At 39.9% G+C, this 18,465-nt stretch carries 21 protein-coding genes and 2 pseudogenes; 9 read left to right on the top strand and 14 right to left on the bottom strand.

The window, feature by feature from the left end; genetic code table 11:
- Nucleotides 1–23: 23 nt before the first annotated feature.
- From accD to RI561_RS04540, 8 genes are all read right to left on the bottom strand, one after another.
- Nucleotides 24–869, bottom strand: a complete 846-nt coding sequence (gene accD, locus RI561_RS04575; protein WP_395079046.1) for an acetyl-CoA carboxylase, carboxyltransferase subunit beta — start codon at nt 867–869, stop codon at nt 24–26.
- A gap of 82 nt (nt 870–951) precedes the next feature.
- A complete protein-coding gene (tsaB, locus tag RI561_RS04570) occupies nt 952–1,611 on the bottom strand; it encodes a tRNA (adenosine(37)-N6)-threonylcarbamoyltransferase complex dimerization subunit type 1 TsaB (RefSeq protein ID WP_395079045.1) in 660 nt (219 codons plus the stop codon).
- 25 nt (nt 1,612–1,636) lie between these two features.
- Entirely contained in the window at nt 1,637–3,139 is a 1,503-nt protein-coding gene (locus tag RI561_RS04565; RefSeq protein WP_395079044.1) for an endonuclease/exonuclease/phosphatase family protein, read from the bottom strand.
- A 4-nt stretch (nt 3,140–3,143) separates the two neighbouring features.
- Complete coding sequence (locus RI561_RS04560; protein ID WP_395079043.1) at nt 3,144–3,758, bottom strand: hypothetical protein; 615 nt, start codon at nt 3,756–3,758, stop codon at nt 3,144–3,146.
- A 30-nt stretch (nt 3,759–3,788) separates the two neighbouring features.
- Nucleotides 3,789–5,069, bottom strand: a complete 1,281-nt coding sequence (locus RI561_RS04555; RefSeq protein WP_395079042.1) for a dihydroorotase — start codon at nt 5,067–5,069, stop codon at nt 3,789–3,791.
- 107 nt (nt 5,070–5,176) lie between these two features.
- Nucleotides 5,177–5,506, bottom strand: coding sequence for a hypothetical protein (locus tag RI561_RS04550; protein ID WP_395079041.1), 330 nt, complete (start codon nt 5,504–5,506; stop codon nt 5,177–5,179).
- Nucleotides 5,493–5,945 (bottom strand): MerC domain-containing protein, encoded by a 453-nt coding sequence (locus tag RI561_RS04545; RefSeq protein ID WP_395079040.1) that lies wholly within the window; start codon nt 5,943–5,945, stop codon nt 5,493–5,495. Before RI561_RS04545 ends, RI561_RS04550 begins: the two co-directional genes overlap by 14 nt.
- Nucleotides 5,946–6,003: 58 nt before the next feature.
- Nucleotides 6,004–6,468, bottom strand: a complete 465-nt coding sequence (locus RI561_RS04540; RefSeq protein WP_395079039.1) for a YiiD C-terminal domain-containing protein — start codon at nt 6,466–6,468, stop codon at nt 6,004–6,006.
- 180 nt (nt 6,469–6,648) lie between these two features.
- Between RI561_RS04540 and xseA the strand changes: the two genes are divergently transcribed.
- Complete coding sequence (xseA, locus tag RI561_RS04535; RefSeq protein WP_395079038.1) at nt 6,649–7,848, top strand: exodeoxyribonuclease VII large subunit; 1,200 nt, start codon at nt 6,649–6,651, stop codon at nt 7,846–7,848.
- A gap of 27 nt (nt 7,849–7,875) precedes the next feature.
- Here the strand turns inward: xseA and RI561_RS04530 are convergent, their stop codons facing one another.
- The gene (locus RI561_RS04530; protein ID WP_395079037.1) at nt 7,876–8,160 is read right to left on the bottom strand and encodes a hypothetical protein; all 285 of its coding nucleotides are present in this window, start codon (nt 8,158–8,160) and stop codon (nt 7,876–7,878) included.
- Between the two features lie 471 nt (nt 8,161–8,631).
- Between RI561_RS04530 and RI561_RS04525 the strand changes: the two genes are divergently transcribed.
- Nucleotides 8,632–8,829 carry a type II toxin-antitoxin system VapB family antitoxin gene (locus tag RI561_RS04525; protein WP_395079036.1) on the top strand — a complete coding sequence of 66 codons (198 nt, stop codon included), beginning with the start codon at nt 8,632–8,634 and terminating at the stop codon, nt 8,827–8,829.
- Nucleotides 8,826–9,221 carry a PIN domain nuclease gene (locus RI561_RS04520; RefSeq protein WP_395079035.1) on the top strand — a complete coding sequence of 132 codons (396 nt, stop codon included), beginning with the start codon at nt 8,826–8,828 and terminating at the stop codon, nt 9,219–9,221. Before RI561_RS04525 ends, RI561_RS04520 begins: the two co-directional genes overlap by 4 nt.
- Nucleotides 9,222–9,338: 117 nt before the next feature.
- Here the strand turns inward: RI561_RS04520 and RI561_RS04515 are convergent, their stop codons facing one another.
- Nucleotides 9,339–10,478: a bifunctional chorismate mutase/prephenate dehydratase gene (locus RI561_RS04515; protein WP_395079034.1), complete on the bottom strand. Its 1,140-nt coding sequence runs from the start codon at nt 10,476–10,478 to the stop codon at nt 9,339–9,341.
- Between the two features lie 119 nt (nt 10,479–10,597).
- Here RI561_RS04515 and RI561_RS04510 point away from each other — a divergent pair, with 119 nt between their 5' ends.
- The gene (locus RI561_RS04510; protein WP_395079033.1) at nt 10,598–11,203 is read left to right on the top strand and encodes a Spy/CpxP family protein refolding chaperone; all 606 of its coding nucleotides are present in this window, start codon (nt 10,598–10,600) and stop codon (nt 11,201–11,203) included.
- 3 nt (nt 11,204–11,206) lie between these two features.
- Here the strand turns inward: RI561_RS04510 and RI561_RS04505 are convergent.
- The 4 genes and pseudogenes from RI561_RS04505 to RI561_RS04490 form a co-directional block, all read right to left on the bottom strand.
- A pseudogene (locus RI561_RS04505) lies at nt 11,207–12,295 on the bottom strand (AI-2E family transporter).
- 199 nt (nt 12,296–12,494) lie between these two features.
- Nucleotides 12,495–13,688 carry a phosphoglycerate kinase gene (locus RI561_RS04500; protein ID WP_395079032.1) on the bottom strand — a complete coding sequence of 398 codons (1,194 nt, stop codon included), beginning with the start codon at nt 13,686–13,688 and terminating at the stop codon, nt 12,495–12,497.
- 115 nt (nt 13,689–13,803) lie between these two features.
- Complete coding sequence (locus RI561_RS04495) at nt 13,804–14,139, bottom strand: hypothetical protein (protein WP_395079031.1); 336 nt, start codon at nt 14,137–14,139, stop codon at nt 13,804–13,806.
- Nucleotides 14,140–14,169: 30 nt separating this feature from the next.
- Nucleotides 14,170–14,850: a hypothetical protein gene (locus RI561_RS04490; RefSeq protein WP_395079030.1), complete on the bottom strand. Its 681-nt coding sequence runs from the start codon at nt 14,848–14,850 to the stop codon at nt 14,170–14,172.
- 352 nt (nt 14,851–15,202) lie between these two features.
- Here RI561_RS04490 and RI561_RS04485 point away from each other — a divergent pair, with 352 nt between their 5' ends.
- The 5 genes and pseudogenes from RI561_RS04485 to RI561_RS04465 all read left to right on the top strand — a co-directional run bounded on the left by RI561_RS04485 (nt 15,203) and on the right by RI561_RS04465 (nt 18,457).
- Nucleotides 15,203–16,363: a cysteine desulfurase family protein gene (locus RI561_RS04485; protein ID WP_395079029.1), complete on the top strand. Its 1,161-nt coding sequence runs from the start codon at nt 15,203–15,205 to the stop codon at nt 16,361–16,363.
- Nucleotides 16,363–16,914, top strand: a pseudogene (locus tag RI561_RS04480) (TIGR00730 family Rossman fold protein). The gene RI561_RS04485 and the pseudogene RI561_RS04480 overlap by 1 nt, the downstream one beginning before the upstream one ends.
- Before the next feature lie 41 nt (nt 16,915–16,955).
- The gene (locus RI561_RS04475; protein ID WP_395079028.1) at nt 16,956–17,309 is read left to right on the top strand and encodes a DUF1499 domain-containing protein; all 354 of its coding nucleotides are present in this window, start codon (nt 16,956–16,958) and stop codon (nt 17,307–17,309) included.
- A 131-nt stretch (nt 17,310–17,440) separates the two neighbouring features.
- The gene (locus RI561_RS04470) at nt 17,441–17,881 is read left to right on the top strand and encodes a cytochrome B (RefSeq protein WP_395079027.1); all 441 of its coding nucleotides are present in this window, start codon (nt 17,441–17,443) and stop codon (nt 17,879–17,881) included.
- Between the two features lie 78 nt (nt 17,882–17,959).
- On the top strand, nt 17,960–18,457 hold the full coding sequence (locus RI561_RS04465) for a hypothetical protein (RefSeq protein ID WP_395079026.1): 498 nt from the start codon (nt 17,960–17,962) through the stop codon (nt 18,455–18,457).
- The last annotated feature ends 8 nt before the right edge of the window (nt 18,458–18,465 follow it).

The raw sequence follows: 18,465 nt of genomic DNA, 5'->3' as shown, positions 1-18,465 counted from the left end.
GGGTATAAATTGTGAAATACTGACTATTTTTTATGCTGAACCAGCTTTAGCAACTTAGTCAGCTTCGCTTTCATTTTTGTGCGTGGTAAGATGAAATCGAGGAAACCGTGTTCCAGCAAGTATTCTGAGGTCTGGAAACCTTCGGGCAAATCGCGACCAATAGTCTGACGTATCACGCGGGGACCTGCGAAACCAATTAGCGCACCCGGTTCTGCAATATTAAAGTCACCGAGCATCGCATAACTCGCCGTAACTCCTCCGGTTGTAGGATCAGTCATATAAGAAATGTATGGAACTTTAGCTTCTTCAAGCTGTGCAAGTTTTGCTGAGGTTTTGGCCATTTGCATCAAACTAAGCACACTCTCCATCATACGGGCACCACCGGTTTGAGAAATAATAATCAATGGAAATTTATTATCTCGGGCATGATCTATAGCAATACCTAAGCGTTCCCCTACTACAGATCCCATACTTCCCCCGATAAAAGAAAAATCCATGCAGGCAACGACGATGTCGAGTTTATTCATTTTACCCACGCCAACCCGTGCTGCGTCAGAAAGTCCGGTTTTCTCTTGATACTCATTAAGGCGGTCTTTGTATTTCTTTCGATCTTCGAAATCCAGCGGATCGGTGGGTTGAATTTCCTGACCTAATTCTTTGAATTTTCCATCATCAAAAATAATTTCAAAATATTTCTCACTTCCAATTCTAAAGTGATAATCACTTAGGGGATCAACCCAAAGATTATCCTCTAATTCTCGCTTATGGATGGTTTCACCGGTGGTGGGTACTTTTATCCAAACTCCTTCCGGCATTTCTTTCTTGGTACTCGTTTGGATATTTTCGTCTTTTCTTTTGAACCAGGACATAGGCTTTGTTTTGTGAATTTTTCAGAAGCACAAAATAAAGATTATAACGCTTAAATCTGAATCTGTTTTGAATAATATAACGCTACTTCACTTTAGTATTGTTGACTTGACTGCTGCTCAAATAATTGGATTCCAGTTCCTCGGCAGTCGTCTTTTGGAAAAATTCTTCTCCTGAAATGCTGTTAAAAAGATGAATCAAATTAGTGGCTGATATATCTGACGCTTCCAAGACAGTAAGTTGATCTTTTTTCTCTTCCTCCAACCGTTCAATACCGGTACCGATTATTTGATTTCCCTTATTCATTAGTGCAGTGATTTCTACAAGCTCTAAAATCTCGGATTTTGTTATTGGGATGAGCCGGTCTTCTTTTTTAAATTTTTGATGATAGAGGTGTTTCCGGCGAGCATTAATTACAGCATGTACTGTTCCCTCACCAGCTCCCTGAGCAAAACCGGCAAGCGTATTTCCGGCATAAATATCCACATTCAACCCAAAAAATAATCCTTTTACAGCACTTGCTGCGATTCGCAATCCGGTGTAGGAACCCGGTCCCGAGCTTACCAAAATTATATCCAGATCAGCCAATTTGAAATTGTGTTCTTCCATCAATTCTCTGATAAAGATAAACAGCAACTCAGAATGCGATCCTTTTCTTTCTGTCCGTTTCTCAAATAATTTTCCCTCTCCATCCTGGAAAGAAATCGAACAAATATTAGTAGCAGTCTCAATAGCTAAAATCATACTTAACCTGATTACTGTTAAAGGTTCACTGAATGGTAATGAAATCCCGGCTCTCAATAATAAACTGCCAATTGCCCCGATATTGAGAAAACCGCCCATAAAATTTAACTTTCTGCTCAGTACCTGCTACATCTGAAAGTACTTGATTAAGACGAAAAGCGGGTGTATACACATCGTAGGTTATGCCTTCAACTACAAAATCATAATCGTCTGTAACCGTAGCAGTGGCTAACACATATTCTCCATAAAATTCAGGATTTTCACGGGGATCTTCACTCGTAAACTCTTTTTCAGATATAAAATTTTCAGGTATTGAATAGGCTACCTCAATAGGCTTCCATTCCTCATCATCATTCACTGAAAAACCACTATATATGATGCTTTCCTCAGCCAAGCGAAATTTCATGGAAATGGGAAGGTGATCTGAATACCCACTCCCTGTGAAAGCAGAACTCCAACGCTTAGGCTCCCCGGATGTGCTGAAGGTATTGAACCCAAAATCACCCCGGTCAAAAGAATTGTCTACGTATTGAATTCCTTCATCGTCATACATTCCGGAAGTGATCATAATTTGCATCAACGTTCCCCATTTACCTTGATAGGTATCCGAACCACGCTTATTCACGGGGAAATCGTACCATAAATTATAAACAAAATCGGTATTACCTTTAGCCACTTTCTGTTCGTCGCCGATGGAACCAAGAATATCATTAACTGCCGTTTTTTCGAAATCATACCGATAGCTTTGATTGTAATCACTATTGAAATCGCCGGCTAACACTATGTCAAGATTTGGGTTTTCAGCTAAAAGTTCATCCAATCGGGCTCGTAACACTTTAGCATTTTGATGACGGACCTGCTCCATCTGCCATGAACTCGCTCCGGATTTCCAATGATTGTTGAAGATTACTAACTCATTTCCTTTCACATTGATCCAGGTCTCCAGGATGGGTCTTGCCCGTACTAAATGATGAATTTCGGTTTTCCCATGATGGATAGGAAATCGCGAATAAGTTACTGTTTTTTGAACCGTCTCAGGTTCACCATCCTTACCAACTTTACTTTTTCCAACTGACATTTCATAGTTCCACATATCCGAATCCACCATTCCCTTCAGCAATAGCAGCTCAGAAGGAAGGTCCGCAATGTCTTCTGTGAAATCATCACCAAGCATCTGTTCCAAAGTGGTAGAGGCATATTTTTTTAGAAAATCATCCGGTGATAAATCCGGCCAGGGAGTAAAATCACTTTCGAGTTCTACCATGGCAACCACATCCGGTCCTTTACCCTGATTATATTGCTTTAAGACACGAACCGCATTTTTGATCTTGGTAAGTACATCTTCTTTGGTATATAATGGTTTGCCATCGTTATCAGTAGTACGATAATCGTCATAGATTGCTACTCCGTCAGCATCAAACAGGTTTTCAATATTGTATGTAACCAGTGTGTATTCATTGGATGCATTTTGTGCAAAAACACCAATTGTACATAGAAAAACTAAAATCGTAAGAGCTACTTTCTTCATGTATTTATTGATTAAAAACTCCTTCTCCAAAACGACGGTAGAAATAATACCAGTTTATCCCAACATTTATTGATTGATAGTAATTATCCCTCAAGATTTTCATTAAGCTATCTGCTTTAGGTTCATTCCCTAAATACTTATTCAAATACCATAACCCTAAATTTGCTTCTGCTTTTTTATAGTCTGAAGAGCTGTTTTCTAACTCTGCTTTAAGTTGAAGCTCGACTGTATCATACAATAAGTTGGCTTTTTCATATTCTTTAAAATACTCGAACAAATTGGCCTTTATAAAATCATATTTTGAGGTGTCCATTGTTCTTCGATGAAATTGAGAAAGTACGGCTTTAGCATTGTCTAAATCCCGGAGTACTATAAGCTGACTTATCTTTTGATTCAGCGCGTAGTAGTTTGTGCTGTCATCGGCAATTAAACTATCCAAGTATTCTGTTCTTTTTTCTTGCTGCTCTTTCGCTTTCTGCAGGTAAAAATTCTGTGGACCCTCCTGTAATATCCCTTCAATCTTAAGCGAATCTTTCTTAGAAAGCCTATCCTGTGCATTCAGATTTCCTATCAATAGCATCAATACCAACAGAACCAAATACGCGGATAATGTTTTCATCTAGATTGTATATATATGAAAAATTGGAACCTATCGAAGCTCATTTAGCACCAATTGTCCTTTATTAAAAATTCCAACCGCACGCCCTTGAAGTTTCTCATTTAGATATGGAGAATTTTTTGACTTGGAACGAACATTTTGGGGGCTGAAGGTCCATTCTTCATCGGTATTAAAAAATGTGAGATTGGCTTTGACTCCTTCTTTGAGTTCAGGAATTTCCAGATTCAGAACTTCTCTTGGTTTATAGACCAGCTTATCCATCAACTGCTGAAGATTCAATTTTTTGGTTTGGAACAGCCGCTTGTTGCTAATTGACCACGCTGTTTCCAACCCTATGATTCCATTGGGTGCATAAATAAACTCCACCTCTTTTTCTTCAATGGCGTGAGGAGCGTGATCAGTGCAAATAGCATCTATCGTCCCGTCCACTAAACCTTCAATCATGGCATCCACATCTTCCTGTGTTCTAAGCGGCGGGTGCATTTTGAAGTTGGTGTTGAATTTTTGTTTCTCAATCTCCTCATCGGTTAAATCAAAGTGATGGGCACATACTTCTGTTGTTACATTAATGCCTTTCTTCTTGGCCTCTCGCACTAAATCAACAGCACCTTTTGTACTGATATGGGCAACATGGATATGTCCACCGGTATATTCAGCCAGCATGATATCGCGGGCAATCATAACTTCTTCGGCAATGCCTGGAGTCCCGTCAAGACCTAATCGGGTGGCCACTTTTCCCTCATTCATGTGTCCGGGACGAGAAAGATCTAAATCCTCTTCATGATTGATGATCGGAACCCCCAACATGGATGAATATTCAAGTGCTATCCGCATGACCTGCGAATTATACACCGGATCTCCATCATCACTAAAAGCAACCGCTCCGCCCTCCTTCATATCCGCCATTTCAGCAATGGATTCTCCCTTGCGTTCTTTGGTTACACAACCTATTGGGTGAACATCGACAGCAAGCGATTCGGCCTTTTTGGTAATGAATTCAACCACATCCCGGGTGTGAATGGCCGGTTTGGTATTGGGCATGCAAGCCACAGCAGTGAAGCCTCCAAAAGCAGCGGCCTCACAGCCGGTTGTAATCGTTTCTTTGTGCTCGAAACCGGGTTCCCTAAGATGAACGTGCATATCCATCCAGCCCGGAGATACATAGGCTCCTTTAAAGTCATGAACTTTTTCTTTTTTATCGGCTTCAAGGGATGAACCGATTTCTTTAATGACCCCCTTCTTGATTCGTATATCAACAGTGTCTGTAACTTTATGAGAATTACTTACGGGCTTTACATTTTTAAGGAGCATAGAAGTGTATTTAGGCTTAAAAGTTCTTCGGCAAATATACCGTGATTATAGGCTAAAGCACAAAAGGAATACAGAGCATTTGGGAAGATAAATATCGCCTTAGAGACTTACCGACTTTCCACACACTCGTGACATTCAATCCACTCCTCTGTGGGAATATGACTAATGGCTGCCGGACTGTTCCCTTTCTCAAAAACCGGCTTGAATACAATATTTCCTTCCGCATGTTCACTGCCACAAGAATGGCAATTGACTTCATGGTCGGTTCGGACTGAAGTATATCCCGTTATAACCCAGCCATCATGGCCCTGATGAGCTGCAAGACTTTCTAAGGCAGCTCTTACTGTTTGAGATTTATTACCATCGTAAAATTTTTCGGCCAGTTTTTGAAGTAATTCAACCGTTGAATTATCAAGTGTGAAATTAAGGCGTTTCATTCTTCTCCTTCTTCAATAATGATTCTTCCAGCGGGTGATGCTTGTGTCGGGCATTATTACAGGTTCGGTGATGATTGTAATTCCGCCAGTGACCGATGATCAAGATAACGCTTCCAAGCAGTGTAGCCGATGTTTCAAAAATTTCACCCAGCCAATAATGACCTAAAAGCCAGCCGGCTATGATCAATCCAAAGCCTGAAAGCAGTAAAGTCACAATAGTACGATTATAGTGGCTCCGGCTGGAGGCATAAAATATGGTTGGGAGAATCAGCACGATAAAAATAGGATGTAGCCACTCTTCAATAGCAGCAGCATGCGGAGTTAAGGGTAAGAGTGCAAGAACAATGGGAACAAAAAGACAGTGGATGGCACAAAGCACCGATAAGCTGATTCCCAAACGATCCCAGAACAAGGATATCGTTGAATTTTTTGTGGACATGGTAATTTATTCGTAGTGTGAATTTTAGTGTGTATTAAGATACACACTTTTGACACACTTATGCAACATCCGTTTCAGTATTTTGTTTGAAAATCACATAATCGCCTTCAAAAACAGCAAGCACTTCTTCGCCTTCAATAATCTGAGCTTGCAGGGTTATCCTCCCTTTCCCAAAACGATGTACCATCTCTAAAAAATGCTGAACTTCTTCCTCATCCGGTATTACTAATTGGGAGGTGAAATCGGCAGAGATGGGTTTGATGTATTTTGTTTCACTTTTACCAATTACGATTCTTGGAATGATCTCTTCATCATCAAACAATAGTCGTAAATACGACCAGCCGGTGGTAATTAATAAACTGCTGATACTACCCCCAAATGCTGTTGAACGGTGGTTGATGTTGTTCATCAAGGGAGCCAGAAATTTGACTTCATTCCTTGAAAATTCAATCGCTTTTACACCAAGCGCTCTGGTTATAGGAATGTGTTTGTACAGGTATTGCTCTATTTGTGTTTTAGTCATAGTCGTGGGTTTAGGTCAGCCTGTGTTTCTACTCTTCATCACAGATAAACTAAATATAGTCAAAGGAAGCACTTCTTCAATAGCAGATTCGAACTTAAAATTGGGACTACTTTCACCTTTAAAACTCTCTATAAACCTCTATATTTACGACGTTCATTTATAACGCCTCAGCAATCATTCATGTCTGACAAACAGATCCCATTTTTATTTGATATCCCTACCGTTTCTCAGCTTACCGATAAGATCAAAACCCTGCTGGAACAAAATTTTGTAGATATTCTGGTGGAGGGTGAAACAAGTAATGTTAAACAAAGCAGGAACGGACATTATTATTTCACGCTCAAAGATGCCGATGCCTCCCTGCCCTGTGTTATTTGGAGAAGCACGGCTCAACGACTTGATATCAATTTAACAGATGGGCAACACATTGTGGTTGGCGGAGATTTACAGGTGTATCCCCCTCATGGCCGTTATCAGATGATGGTGAGCCTCGTACAGCAAGCCGGAATTGGGAAATTACAGCAAGCCTTTGAAAAGCTGAAAGCCAAGCTCAAGGCTGAAGGATTGTTTGAAGATCATCACAAAAAGCCACTGCCCAAATTCCCTGAACACATTGGAGTAGTTACCTCAGCAACCGGAGCTGCCTTTCAGGATATTCGATCTACTTTAGAAAAACGATGGCCGCTGGCTGATTTTAAACTGTACCATGCATCCGTACAGGGCGTAAATGCAGCGCCTGAAATTGTGAAAGGAATCGAATATTTTTCCTTGACCAAAAATGTGGATGTACTCATCATTGGTCGCGGTGGTGGTTCTTTGGAAGACCTGTGGCCCTTTAATGAAGAAGCGGTAGCCCGGGCGGTATTTGCCAGTGAAGTTCCCATTATCAGTGCAGTGGGACACGAAGTTGATTTTTCCATCTCCGATTTTGTGGCTGACGGTCGGGCTGCAACTCCAACCCAAGCTGCCGTAATGGCTGTCCCCGACATCAATGAAATTCGTTTTCTTGTTGAGGATTATACCCGAAAGTTAGAGACACATACTACCGGGGCTATTGACCTATATAAAGATCGAGTTCAAAATCTCGCTAAGTCTCATGCACTCCAGGTAGTCAAACAAAAGATTCAATCTGCCGAGTCAAAAATTGGGGCACTGCATCAGTCCTTAAACCATCAGGTACAAAATCTCCTCCGCAACCGAAAAGAACAGCTTACCGGGCTCCATCACCTCTTGGATAAAAACAACCCCAACGAACCCCTCGAAAAAGGATTCACCCGCGTTTGGCAGGATGGAAAATGGATCCGGACTTCCCATTCATTTAGTGAAAGCAGTGCTTTTGAATTAGAGTGGAAAGATCAAAAAGTGGGTATTGAGAATTAATAAGCTGGAAAACCTGGAGCCTCTTTTCTACTTAGATGTTGAAATAATTTTACCGGTAGCTGTAGTTGCTTGATCCGGAACTTCTTGTGCAATGTAGGTTACATTATCAGCTTCTACAAAAACACCGGAATCGACCACCGCATAGTTGACGGTATCTACTTTTAGAACTTCACCCTCAGCGTTCTCATACGTTAACTCAAAGAGAATACTGTAAATGTCCTCACTTGTGTTATTATATACTCTGAATTGGGCGACTCCCTGATCATTGATTTCCAAAAACTCAACATATGCTGAATCAGATTGACAACTCATGCTTAGGAAAAAGCATGTAGTTATAAATAGTAAACAACTAATTTTATTATGCATGATCTAAGAGTTTTCTAACTCTAGCAATAATGCCGACAAATTGCACGGTATTCTAACTACACCTATTTAGTAAATTATATTACTCAAAGTAAATATTATCATATCTGGCACCAATATAGTAATAACAAATAATTAACTGATCAAACGAACTTTTTTTACCTAATATTATCTATGGTAAGTCTTACAAAACTTTAATTTGAAGCAAAGAAGAAGATGCTTTTGAATTGGAGTGGGGAGATAGAAAAGTTGTAGTGGATAAATAATGATCCGGTATTGAAACGACGAGGGTTTTTTAGAAACAAATTATCCCAAACACTGTGCGCAACCACTTTTAAATACTTTTTTTGAAGCCCTTAGGTTAGGATTTAACAAAATATGTGTATAAATTTATATCCAATACACATTAATTTTATAATTATGCGGACGAACATAGTGATTGATGACGACTTAATGGATGAAGCCTTGAAGGTCAGTCGATTGAAAACAAAGAAAGATGCTGTGGAAGAGGGCTTGAAATTATTAGTACAGCGCAAAAAGCAGGAAAATATCAAAGACTTGCGAGGAAAATTACACTGGGAAGGCGATTTAGAGGGTATGAGGTCTGACGGGAAATGATTTTGGTAGATACAAGTGTATGGATTGATTATTTCAACGGCGTATCAACAAAACAAACCGACAGCTTAGACCAAGCTCTTTCTGAAGAGACAGTTCTTATTGGAGATATCATTCTTACCGAAATTCTGCAAGGCTTTGATAGTGATAAAGAATTTAGGTTGGCCAAACAAGCTCTTAGTTCTTTAGAATGTGCTCATCTCGGTGGTAAGTCACTGGCTATAAAAGCTGCATCAAACTTTCGATTTCTTCGATCGAAAGGCATTACAATTCGAAAAACAGTAGATATGCTCATTGGAACTTGGTGTATTGAACATAAAATGAAGCTGCTTCATAATGATAAAGACTTTGATCGGATAGCAACTCACATACCCTTACAGATCTATGTTGGTTAGCAGTGTACACCTAACGTAGTATAAATCTGTTTTTCCCAACCAGAATAATTTCAGCTCTCCTGCCCTATTCAAACACTGTCGGGCAACCTGCCCGACCTACGTAGTTTTCCTTAAAACTCAGGATTCCTGTTTGGGATAGCATCCCAAAATTTTCAATTCCTCGGCTTTTTCTGACAGTTCTTCCAGTCCTTTGGAGACTTCAGCATCCTCGGTATTTCCATGGATATCCAGGTAGAAAGAATACCGGAAAGGCTCATTCATTCTGGGGCGCGATTCCAGCTTGGCCATATTGATTTTATGTTTATGCAACACATTCAGGCATTCGATAAGTGATCCCTCCTCATTGGACGTCACCATCATAAGAGACGTCTTAGCCGGAATTTGAGCATCAACTTTCACCGGCTCATTCGCTGCCACCACAAAGCGCGTGTAGTTTTCATTTTGGTTGGCTATATCACTTTCAATAACATGCAAATTGTATAGATCAGCCGTATGAGCACCAGCTATGGCAGCCTGAGTGATATCTCCATCCTCCAAAATCTTTTTGGCCGACATGGCCGTATCTAAATACGATTCCACCTTACACCGGGGCAGCTTGGAAAGAAAGCTCGTGCACTGTGCTATGGCCTGAGGATGAGACAAAATACGCCTCACCTTCGATAATTCCACCGGCTCCACCGACATCAGACAGTGTACAATCTTCAGGATTTCCTCTCCCACGATATGCAAATTTTCTTTTCCAACTATATCGTAGGTGTCATTTATAGAACCGGCCGTCGTATTTTCGATGGGCAAAATAGCGTAATCTACTTCCTCTTCAATCAAGGCATTAGCAGCTTGCTGAAAAGTGTCGTATCCGATGGCATCCACCGTAGCATACCGATCGCTAAAATGTCTTGAGGCAGCAAGATGACTGTAAGCACCGTCTGTCCCCTGGTACGATACCCGAATACGGTCACCTTTTGTTCCTTCATTTTGATGATCCACCAGTGAATGCGTTTGAAAGCGAACGGAATTGGTAATGATTTCCCGAAACAGGTGCTCCGCAAAGTAGCGGTCTAACCCTACTTCATGAGCCAAATCTCTAATTCGGTTGAGGAGCTGTTCTTCCCGTTCAAGATCCCGAATGCCTTGTTCATTTTTCAACTTTAAATCGGAAACTTCCTTCACCAACTCCTGACGCTGAGCCAGTGCTTTTAAAATAGTACGATCTATCTGATCAAGTTTTTCTCGAATCGAATTTAAGTTGTCTGCCATAATTGTTCTTAGTTAAATGGACTTCTGAAATTAATGAAATGAACACGCAATTTTTCTCTTATTTTGACATCTAACCTGATGAAGATAAATCACACCAAAAAATTCAATTTTTTTTTGAAATGAAATCTATCCTTATTCTCTGTTTATTTACTATTGGCATCAACCCGGTGTTTGCTCAGCATCAACACGATTCAATCAAATCGCAGTATGCCGGACAAGAAGATCAACCTATCAAATCTTTAACTCAGGATGATATTGATGGGCTGAAATCCGGTGCGGGAACTCCTTTTAACGGAATGGCAAAACCGGCTGAATTAAACGGATATCCCGGCCCGAGACATGTATTGGATGCATATAATTCCGGTGAATTTGACCTTTCTGAAGATCAACTTAAACGGGTCAAAATCTTGTTCGAAGAAATGAAGCAATCTGTAATTCCTTTAGGTGAGAATATTATAGAAAAAGAACAGGCTTTAGATGATGCCTTTGCCGACAATAAAATCACCTCTGAACAACTAAAACACTTGGTTAACGAAAGTGCTTCTCTCTATGCTGAATTGAGATTTGTACATCTGAATACTCATCTTGAAATGATGGATATTTTATCATCTGAACAAATACTAAAATACAACGAATTACGCGGGTATTCATCCTCTAATCCATGTGAAAACATTCCCAAAGGTCATAATACACAAATGTGGAAAAAGCATAATGGTTGTAACTGAAACTTAATCTTCCTCGTGCCAGCCAAACCGTTGTTGCAATGACTTAATGGTAATGGCATGTCGTTCTGTACCTTTAGTACCCAACAAGAATCCGATGGGTCTTAAGCTATCAACGTTTTCACATACAATTTTAAACAAACCAAGATATGGTATAATAATCAGCATTCCCGGTAACCCCCATATCATTCCTGCCCCAATAAGAGAAAAGATGATAACCAATGGATTAATTTCTACATAGGAACCCGTAATGTTAGGTGTGAGAATATTGTTCTCAATGAATTGAACGATTAGAAACTGGATTAGTACAGGAATAGCCAATGCCGGACTTTGTGTTCCAAGAACAAAGAGCAGAACCACTCCATAGCCGAGTACTGTACCCAAGTAAGGGATAAGGTTGAATAAGGCTGCTATAATTCCAAACAATAGAGCATATTCCAACCCAATCAGGTAGAATCCCAGAGAGTTTAATCCCATCAAAATGAAGCAAACGATAAATAATCCTTTCAAGTATTTTGGGACTACCTCTGAAGCCTGAGCAATAATATTTTGCACATCCTCTTCCTGATCTTTACGAATCATCATAGAAATAAAGTCTCTGAATTTATCTCGGTAAAAAAGCAGTAGAAAGGTATAAACCGGTAGCAGGCCTTAACTTAGAATGGTATTGGTTGTTGCTGAAAATAACTGGCCAAGATACTCTCCTGTTTCTGCCAAATCACGTACAAAAGTATCCAAGGCCTCATTTGAAACACCGGTTAGCGAGACAACCGACCCAAGAATAGCTTGCATATTTTCCTGAAATTGCTGCTTGATCTGAGGAAAGTCATTGGTGAAATTGGATGATAAATTGGCTACTAAAAAAACAATCCCACTTAAAAAGGCAATGAATCCAAGAACGACTACTAAATTTGTCAGGAGCCGTGGTACTTTATGATTTTCGAGCCAGTCGGCATAAGGAAAAAGCAGGTAGGCTAACATCACACTTAGAAACAGCGGAACCAATAAAGTCCGTGTCAGAATTAGTGCGGCAATAACCAGAAAAGCAAAAGCCAACCGAACTGTACTTCGAATTAAAAGCGGATACTCACTCATAAAGTATTTTTGATACTAAGAATACAACAAGTGAAGGAAATTTTCCCAATTATAAAAAAGGATTAACAGTAACAATGATTCCAACCCACGTAGGGCGGAATGGTATTCCGTCCTGTATGCTTTAGAACACTTACCCTAAGTCAAGCATTTATCCCACTCATATATTGTCGGGATACCAGCCAGACCTACGTGGATTGATTTACTTATCTGTAAGTGAGGCAACGCCGGGAAGCTCTTTTCCTTCGAGGTATTCCAGGCTGGCTCCGCCACCGGTTGACACGTGAGAGACCATATCATTGAGTCCTGCTTTTTTGATAGCGGAAGCTGAATCTCCTCCCCCAATAATAGTAGTGGCTCCAAATTTTGTTGCTTCGGCCAGTGCTTCAGCTACAGTATAGGTTCCGTCAGCAAAATTTTCCATTTCAAAAACACCCATGGGTCCATTCCAAAGTACGGTTTTAGCAGCCTTTATCTGGTTTCCAAAAGCAATAGAAGATTGTGGCCCGATATCAAGCCCCATCCAGCCATCTTCGATGCCATCTTTATCTACCACTTTATGCTCTGCATCGTTTTTGAATTCTTTAGCTACTACTGAATCTAATGGTAGCATAAATCGAATCCCTTTCTCTTCGGCATTTTTAAGCAATTCTTTGGCTAAATCAACTTTATCTTCTTCCACTAACGAATTCCCAATGGGCCAGCCTTTGGCTTTGTAGAAGGTATAAGTCATCCCTCCTCCAATGATAATAGTATCGACTTTGTCCAGCAGATTCTCTATTACGCCAATTTTATCAGAAACTTTAGCACCACCCAGGATTGCTACAAAAGGTCGTTCAGGATCGTTGATGCTTTCTTCCAAATACTTTATTTCCTTATCCAGCAAAAACCCTGAAACGGCTGGTTGTAGGTACCTCGTTACCCCGGCTACCGATGCATGAGTACGGTGTGAACTACCGAAAGCATCATTCACAAAAAGATCTCCATGTGCAGCTAATTTTTTACTGAATTCCTCCTCATTCTTCTTTTCTTCAGGATGAAAACGAACGTTTTCCAACACAACGATCTCACCAAACTCAGCTTTCATAATTGTTGATTCTGCCTTTTCTCCGATACAATCCTTAGCAAAGTGCACAGTAGTATCCACTAATTCAGCAAGATGTTCAGCAGCCGGCTTTAGTGAAAGTTCGGGATCGAAGACACCTGCCGGTCTCCCAAGGTGACTCATAAGTATTAACAACCCACCATTTTCAATTACATGTTTAATGGATGGAAGGGCCTGAACAATGCGATTATCATCAGTGATTTTTCCATTTTCGATGGGCACGTTGAAGTCTACCCTCATCAATACTTTTTTATCTTTTACTTCGACGTCATTCAGAGTGAGTTTTGCCATGAGTTGAGTAAATGATTGATTAATATAATTTCGCTTAAAGTACCAAGATCTCTACACGAAATGAAGTTTTAATGAATAGTAATACACTTTAAACTTTTGTAAGTGCTTCTTAGAATCAAAGGCCTCCAAATAGAGAAAAAGGAATATTTACCTTGAATTGCATAGACGAAGTTCCCGAAAGCGGATGATCGGGATCGTTGATATCTATTTCAGAATAATCCATTGTGAAGTATTTGTAATGCACCCCAATCCCAAAAGTACTATAAGAACGAGCTCCATTTTCGGGATGCTCATAGTAATGACCGAATCTCAAACTCAACGTTTCTAAGTAAATAAGTTCGAGTCCGGTTTGGGTTTGAAGCTGATCAAGTAAGCTTAACTCTACATAGTCCTGACCATTAAATCTTTTATAAGGTCCCCAGGATTTGAATAGCGCTTCCCATGGTCCCATCGGTTTAAATTGGGTATTACCTGCTGCAACTTACGTTTTATATCGAGCCATTGTTTTACTGAGCGAGGCATAACCTCCAATGCTAAAAGCTGTTCGATCCCATATACGTTCTTTCGTCTCCATTTTCAATCCTAGCCCTCCCCGCATCATCATCGGCAAAGGATCTTTGTCTTGTCCCCTCACATAACTAATAGGTTCACCGAAATCGGTCAGTGACCAACCTACCGAAGGAGTAATCAACATCTCTTTGTAGTTATAGGTATGATCGGCATAAATTCCTACATCCACAGTAGTGAAGGTGGGTGATTTTATCTGCTGTCCATTTATAGATTGGCCTGCCGATAATTCACTTTTCCCAATATTTAAACCGGCTCCAACAAATAGATCATTGGTAATTTGGTAAGAGGCTGAAAAGGTATGTACCTCCTCAAAAGAATTAAAGCTATCTTTAGGCTTGGGGCTGGTATCTCCAGTGATAAACTGTTCTCCCAGATTAAGATAGGTGTACTGATATCCCAACGAAAACTTATCAAATCCGAATATAATCCCTGGATTCTGTAAATATAAATCTAATTCACCATAACCGGGTAGCCAAGGTTTTCTAAATATTTCACTACCATTGTTAAATGAAACAGGACTATAAAACTCAATGGTATTCTTTCCGCTTATCGTAGCCGGATTCAGGTGAATACCTCCAGGACTATTAAGCATTGCCACAGTCGCTTCTCCTAGGCCCCTACTTCTTGAATCCGTGTTTATTTGTAGGAATGGAACCGCCGTAATGGCGACTTGTGAAAGTGCGGTTATAGAAACCAAAAAAGATAGCAGAAGTGATAGACTAGTAATTCTGAAAGTAGATTTCATGAACAGCTGATATAATTAACTCTCTCTATCCTATTAAATTCGTAAAAAATTCACAACAAAAGAATAACTTAATTATAGATCTACCTGTAAGCAATCTTTTAGATACAGTTTTAGATTGTGTTAAAAGCTGCCTCATCTCCCTGACTTTCACACTCTATTTCAGTATTTTTGGCACGCCAACTTTGAATAAAAAATCTTTATGAAAACAGTTTACTTTGATCACGCTGCAACCACTCCTCTGGATGATCGCGTACTGGAAGCCATGCTTCCATATCTTAAGAACAACTACGGGAATGCAAATTCACCCCATCACCTGGGACAAAAATCGAAAGTAGTAATTGAAGACGCTCGTGAAAAGGTGGCTGATTTAATTGGAGCGGAACCCTCAGAAATCGTTTTTACAAGTGGGGGAACTGAAAGTGATAATGCCGTTATTAAAGGAGTTTTGGCTGTTTCCGGAGATAAATATGAAGTGGTTACTTCTGAGCTTGAACATCATGCCGTTTTACATACTGTTGAAATGGAAAAAATGCATGGCGTAAAACCTGTATTTGCTAAAGCTAAAAATTGTGGAACTATCACCGCTGATGCTGTTCGGGAAGTGGTCAACGAAAACACTGCCCTTGTCACCTTGATGCACGTAAATAATGAAATTGGCACCATCAATCCCCTTTCTGAAATAGCCGAAGTTTGTAGTGAATTAGACATCCCTTTTCATTCTGATACGGTTCAAAGTCTTGGAAAAATGCCACTGAATGTGAAGGATCTTGGAATTGATTTCTTAAGTGGAAGTGCTCACAAAATATACGGCCCAAAAGGAACCGGAATTATGTATATCAAAAATGGTGCACGCTGGATTCCCTGGATGATTGGCGGATCTCAGGAACGACGTCGCCGCGGTGGAACATTAAATGTTCCCGGCATTGTGGGTTTTGCCAAGGCTTTGGAATTGGCTATTGAAGAAATGGATGAAAACCTGAATCACTATAAAAATCTACGTTCATTACTTCTCAAGGAACTAAATCAAAATCTTGACTTTAAATTCCAAGTCAATGGACCTGACGAAAAGGGAGTTCCGCATATCATAAATCTTTCGTTTAGTGATGATCAGGAAAATTACATTGACGGTGAAATGCTTTTACTCAATTTAGATATTGAAGGAATTTGTGTTTCCAATGGCTCTGCCTGTACTTCTGGAGCAGTTGAACCTTCTCATGTGCTAAATGGTATCGGCATGGAAGCAGGGTTAGCAAACTCAAGCATTCGAATCAGTTTTGGAAAGCAAAATACAGAAGAAGACGTCCATTATTTTGTGGAAAAACTGAATAAAGTTCTTAACCGAATGTTTACGGTAGCCTGATGAAAAATATTTGTGTGTATTGTGGTTCCAAAAAAGGTAACAACCCAAAATTTCCTGAATTAGCTAAAGAATCAGGACGGCAAATAGCCCGCCGCGACTGGGGTATCGTTTATGGCGGTGGTAGAATCGGGATGATGGGAGAGTTAGCCAATGCCGCCCTTACTGAAGGTGGTAAAGTTTTTGGAGTTATTCCGACTCACCTCAAAGAACTTGAAGTAGCTCATAAAGGGCTGACTGATCTGCACGAAACCCAGGATATGCATACCCGCAAAGCGTTGATGGAATCTCTTTCAGACGCTTTCCTTGTACTTCCCGGAGGCTTTGGCACCCTCGATGAATTCTTTGAAATCCTGACTTGACGTCAGCTCGGGCTCCACAATAAGCCTATCTTTTTGCTGAATGCGGATGGGTATTTTGACGGACTCATAAAGTACACCGAGAATGCCGTGAAGCATGAATTCATCCACAAGGAAAGCCTTTCCCTCTTCCATGTTTGTGATGATCTGGAATCCTGCTTAAAGCAGCTGGAACGATTTTTTGAGCTAGATTGATTTAATTGCCAATATGATCTACAACCTAAATGGCACGCTTCATGGCTCAAAATTCTAAGAACAACCCACTTCCACCCTGCCCTGTTACTCCAAATTGTATTCGGACTTCCAAAGTTTATAAAGCTAAAGCCGATGTAGTTTTTGAAGCTTTAAAGAATATTTTCGCAAAGGAAGCCCACAGTTTTGAAGTAATTGATTCTGATCACTTTGAAGTCCATTCCGTATATCGAATCCCGCTATTTGGATTTAAAGATGATGTGGATGTAATTCTGGATGAAGATAGTGATAAAACTACAGTTTTCATTCGCAGTGCAAGTCGGCTTGGAGCTTATGATCTCGGTGTTAATAAACGTCGGGTAAAACGTATCTTCAGGAAACTGGAGTCGAAAATATAGGGTATTCGTTATTGGTTTTTTCGATACGCCGAAATTGTATTCGAAACAAATTACCAATACCAATTTCACCATTAACCAAATCAGTCAATTTTCCCTATATTCCTTAAAAATCAGAACTAAATATTTCAAATATGTACACCGGCTTAATTCACGCACACTCTGGACTTCGATGGATCGTTTTGGTCTTAATTATTTGGGCTATATATAAAGCTATTTCCGGCTGGACCGGGGAAAAACAATATCAGAAATCAGATCAATTAGCCGCTCTTCTTGCTCTTATATTTACGCATATTCAATTATTGATCGGCTTAGTACTTTATTTCATCAGTCCTAAGGTTTCTTTTGAATCCGGTGTGATGGAAAGTTCTGTACTACGCTTTTATACCGTTGAACATATCACCATGATGCTTATTGCCATTGGCCTCATCACCTTTGGATTTAGCACCGCCAAAAAAATGGATCGGTCTTTATCTAAACACAAGCGAATTGCTATTACCTACGGAATTGGGTTGCTAATCATGATAGCTTCCATCCCATGGCCTTTCCGTGGTTTAGGCACCGGCTGGTTCTAAGTAAATATTCTTTCTTGATATAGGTTCCATTTTATTATTTATTTGTTTCGTTAAAATGAATAAAATAAAATGGGTCCAATGAATACTACCACTTACAGCACTTCTCTTAAACCAATTTGGAAAGGGATTAGCTATATCTGTGCTCTTTTCCTCGCCGTTGTTTCACTCGATATTGTGATCGGTTCCTTATTTCAAGTCAACTTTGTGGTCTTCAATATTAAGGAAGATGTTGAAACCTGGATTCCTATATTCTTTAGTCTCTTATTTATCGCCTCGATTTTGTCGATAATTTATACCGCTCAATACGAAATAAGTATATCTGAAAATACACTTTCTAAAAAAGGACTCTTTGGTTCTTTCAGTTTTGATATTGATGAGATAGATGAAATTTTTGTTGATGTGATGCTGGTAAATATCAAAAGCGGGAGAAAAACGATATCACTTGGTAATTTATACAGTGAATTTGGAAAGCCGGTTGAGCATATCGCCAACAAAATTAAGGGAAATGAGAACATCCGGTTCAAGGGGAAAGACAAGCACATCAAAAAATACTTTCCCTGGGCCGTTGATGAATAATATCCTGC

Source organism: Gracilimonas sp. (assembly GCF_031581265.1).
In the GTDB taxonomy this organism is placed as follows: Bacteria; Bacteroidota; Rhodothermia; order Balneolales; family Balneolaceae; genus Gracilimonas.
Note: the sequence above shows the minus strand (reverse complement) of the source record. Positions and strands in the feature narration are given on the sequence as shown.

Coding starts and splice junctions, on each gene's coding strand:
- accD (WP_395079046.1), bottom strand. CDS start 869: ATGTCCTGGTTCAAAAGAAAAGACGAAAATATCCAAACGAGTACCAAG.
- tsaB (WP_395079045.1), bottom strand. CDS start 1,611: ATGATTTTAGCTATTGAGACTGCTACTAATATTTGTTCGATTTCTTTC.
- RI561_RS04565 (WP_395079044.1), bottom strand. CDS start 3,139: ATGAAGAAAGTAGCTCTTACGATTTTAGTTTTTCTATGTACAATTGGT.
- RI561_RS04560 (WP_395079043.1), bottom strand. CDS start 3,758: ATGAAAACATTATCCGCGTATTTGGTTCTGTTGGTATTGATGCTATTG.
- RI561_RS04555 (WP_395079042.1), bottom strand. CDS start 5,069: ATGCTCCTTAAAAATGTAAAGCCCGTAAGTAATTCTCATAAAGTTACA.
- RI561_RS04550 (WP_395079041.1), bottom strand. CDS start 5,506: ATGAAACGCCTTAATTTCACACTTGATAATTCAACGGTTGAATTACTT.
- RI561_RS04545 (WP_395079040.1), bottom strand. CDS start 5,945: ATGTCCACAAAAAATTCAACGATATCCTTGTTCTGGGATCGTTTGGGA.
- RI561_RS04540 (WP_395079039.1), bottom strand. CDS start 6,468: ATGACTAAAACACAAATAGAGCAATACCTGTACAAACACATTCCTATA.
- xseA (WP_395079038.1), top strand. CDS start 6,649: ATGTCTGACAAACAGATCCCATTTTTATTTGATATCCCTACCGTTTCT.
- RI561_RS04530 (WP_395079037.1), bottom strand. CDS start 8,160: ATGAGTTGTCAATCTGATTCAGCATATGTTGAGTTTTTGGAAATCAAT.
- RI561_RS04525 (WP_395079036.1), top strand. CDS start 8,632: ATGCGGACGAACATAGTGATTGATGACGACTTAATGGATGAAGCCTTG.
- RI561_RS04520 (WP_395079035.1), top strand. CDS start 8,826: ATGATTTTGGTAGATACAAGTGTATGGATTGATTATTTCAACGGCGTA.
- RI561_RS04515 (WP_395079034.1), bottom strand. CDS start 10,478: ATGGCAGACAACTTAAATTCGATTCGAGAAAAACTTGATCAGATAGAT.
- RI561_RS04510 (WP_395079033.1), top strand. CDS start 10,598: ATGAAATCTATCCTTATTCTCTGTTTATTTACTATTGGCATCAACCCG.
- RI561_RS04500 (WP_395079032.1), bottom strand. CDS start 13,688: ATGGCAAAACTCACTCTGAATGACGTCGAAGTAAAAGATAAAAAAGTA.
- RI561_RS04495 (WP_395079031.1), bottom strand. CDS start 14,139: ATGGGACCATGGGAAGCGCTATTCAAATCCTGGGGACCTTATAAAAGA.
- RI561_RS04490 (WP_395079030.1), bottom strand. CDS start 14,850: ATGCTTAATAGTCCTGGAGGTATTCACCTGAATCCGGCTACGATAAGC.
- RI561_RS04485 (WP_395079029.1), top strand. CDS start 15,203: ATGAAAACAGTTTACTTTGATCACGCTGCAACCACTCCTCTGGATGAT.
- RI561_RS04475 (WP_395079028.1), top strand. CDS start 16,956: ATGGCTCAAAATTCTAAGAACAACCCACTTCCACCCTGCCCTGTTACT.
- RI561_RS04470 (WP_395079027.1), top strand. CDS start 17,441: ATGTACACCGGCTTAATTCACGCACACTCTGGACTTCGATGGATCGTT.
- RI561_RS04465 (WP_395079026.1), top strand. CDS start 17,960: ATGAATACTACCACTTACAGCACTTCTCTTAAACCAATTTGGAAAGGG.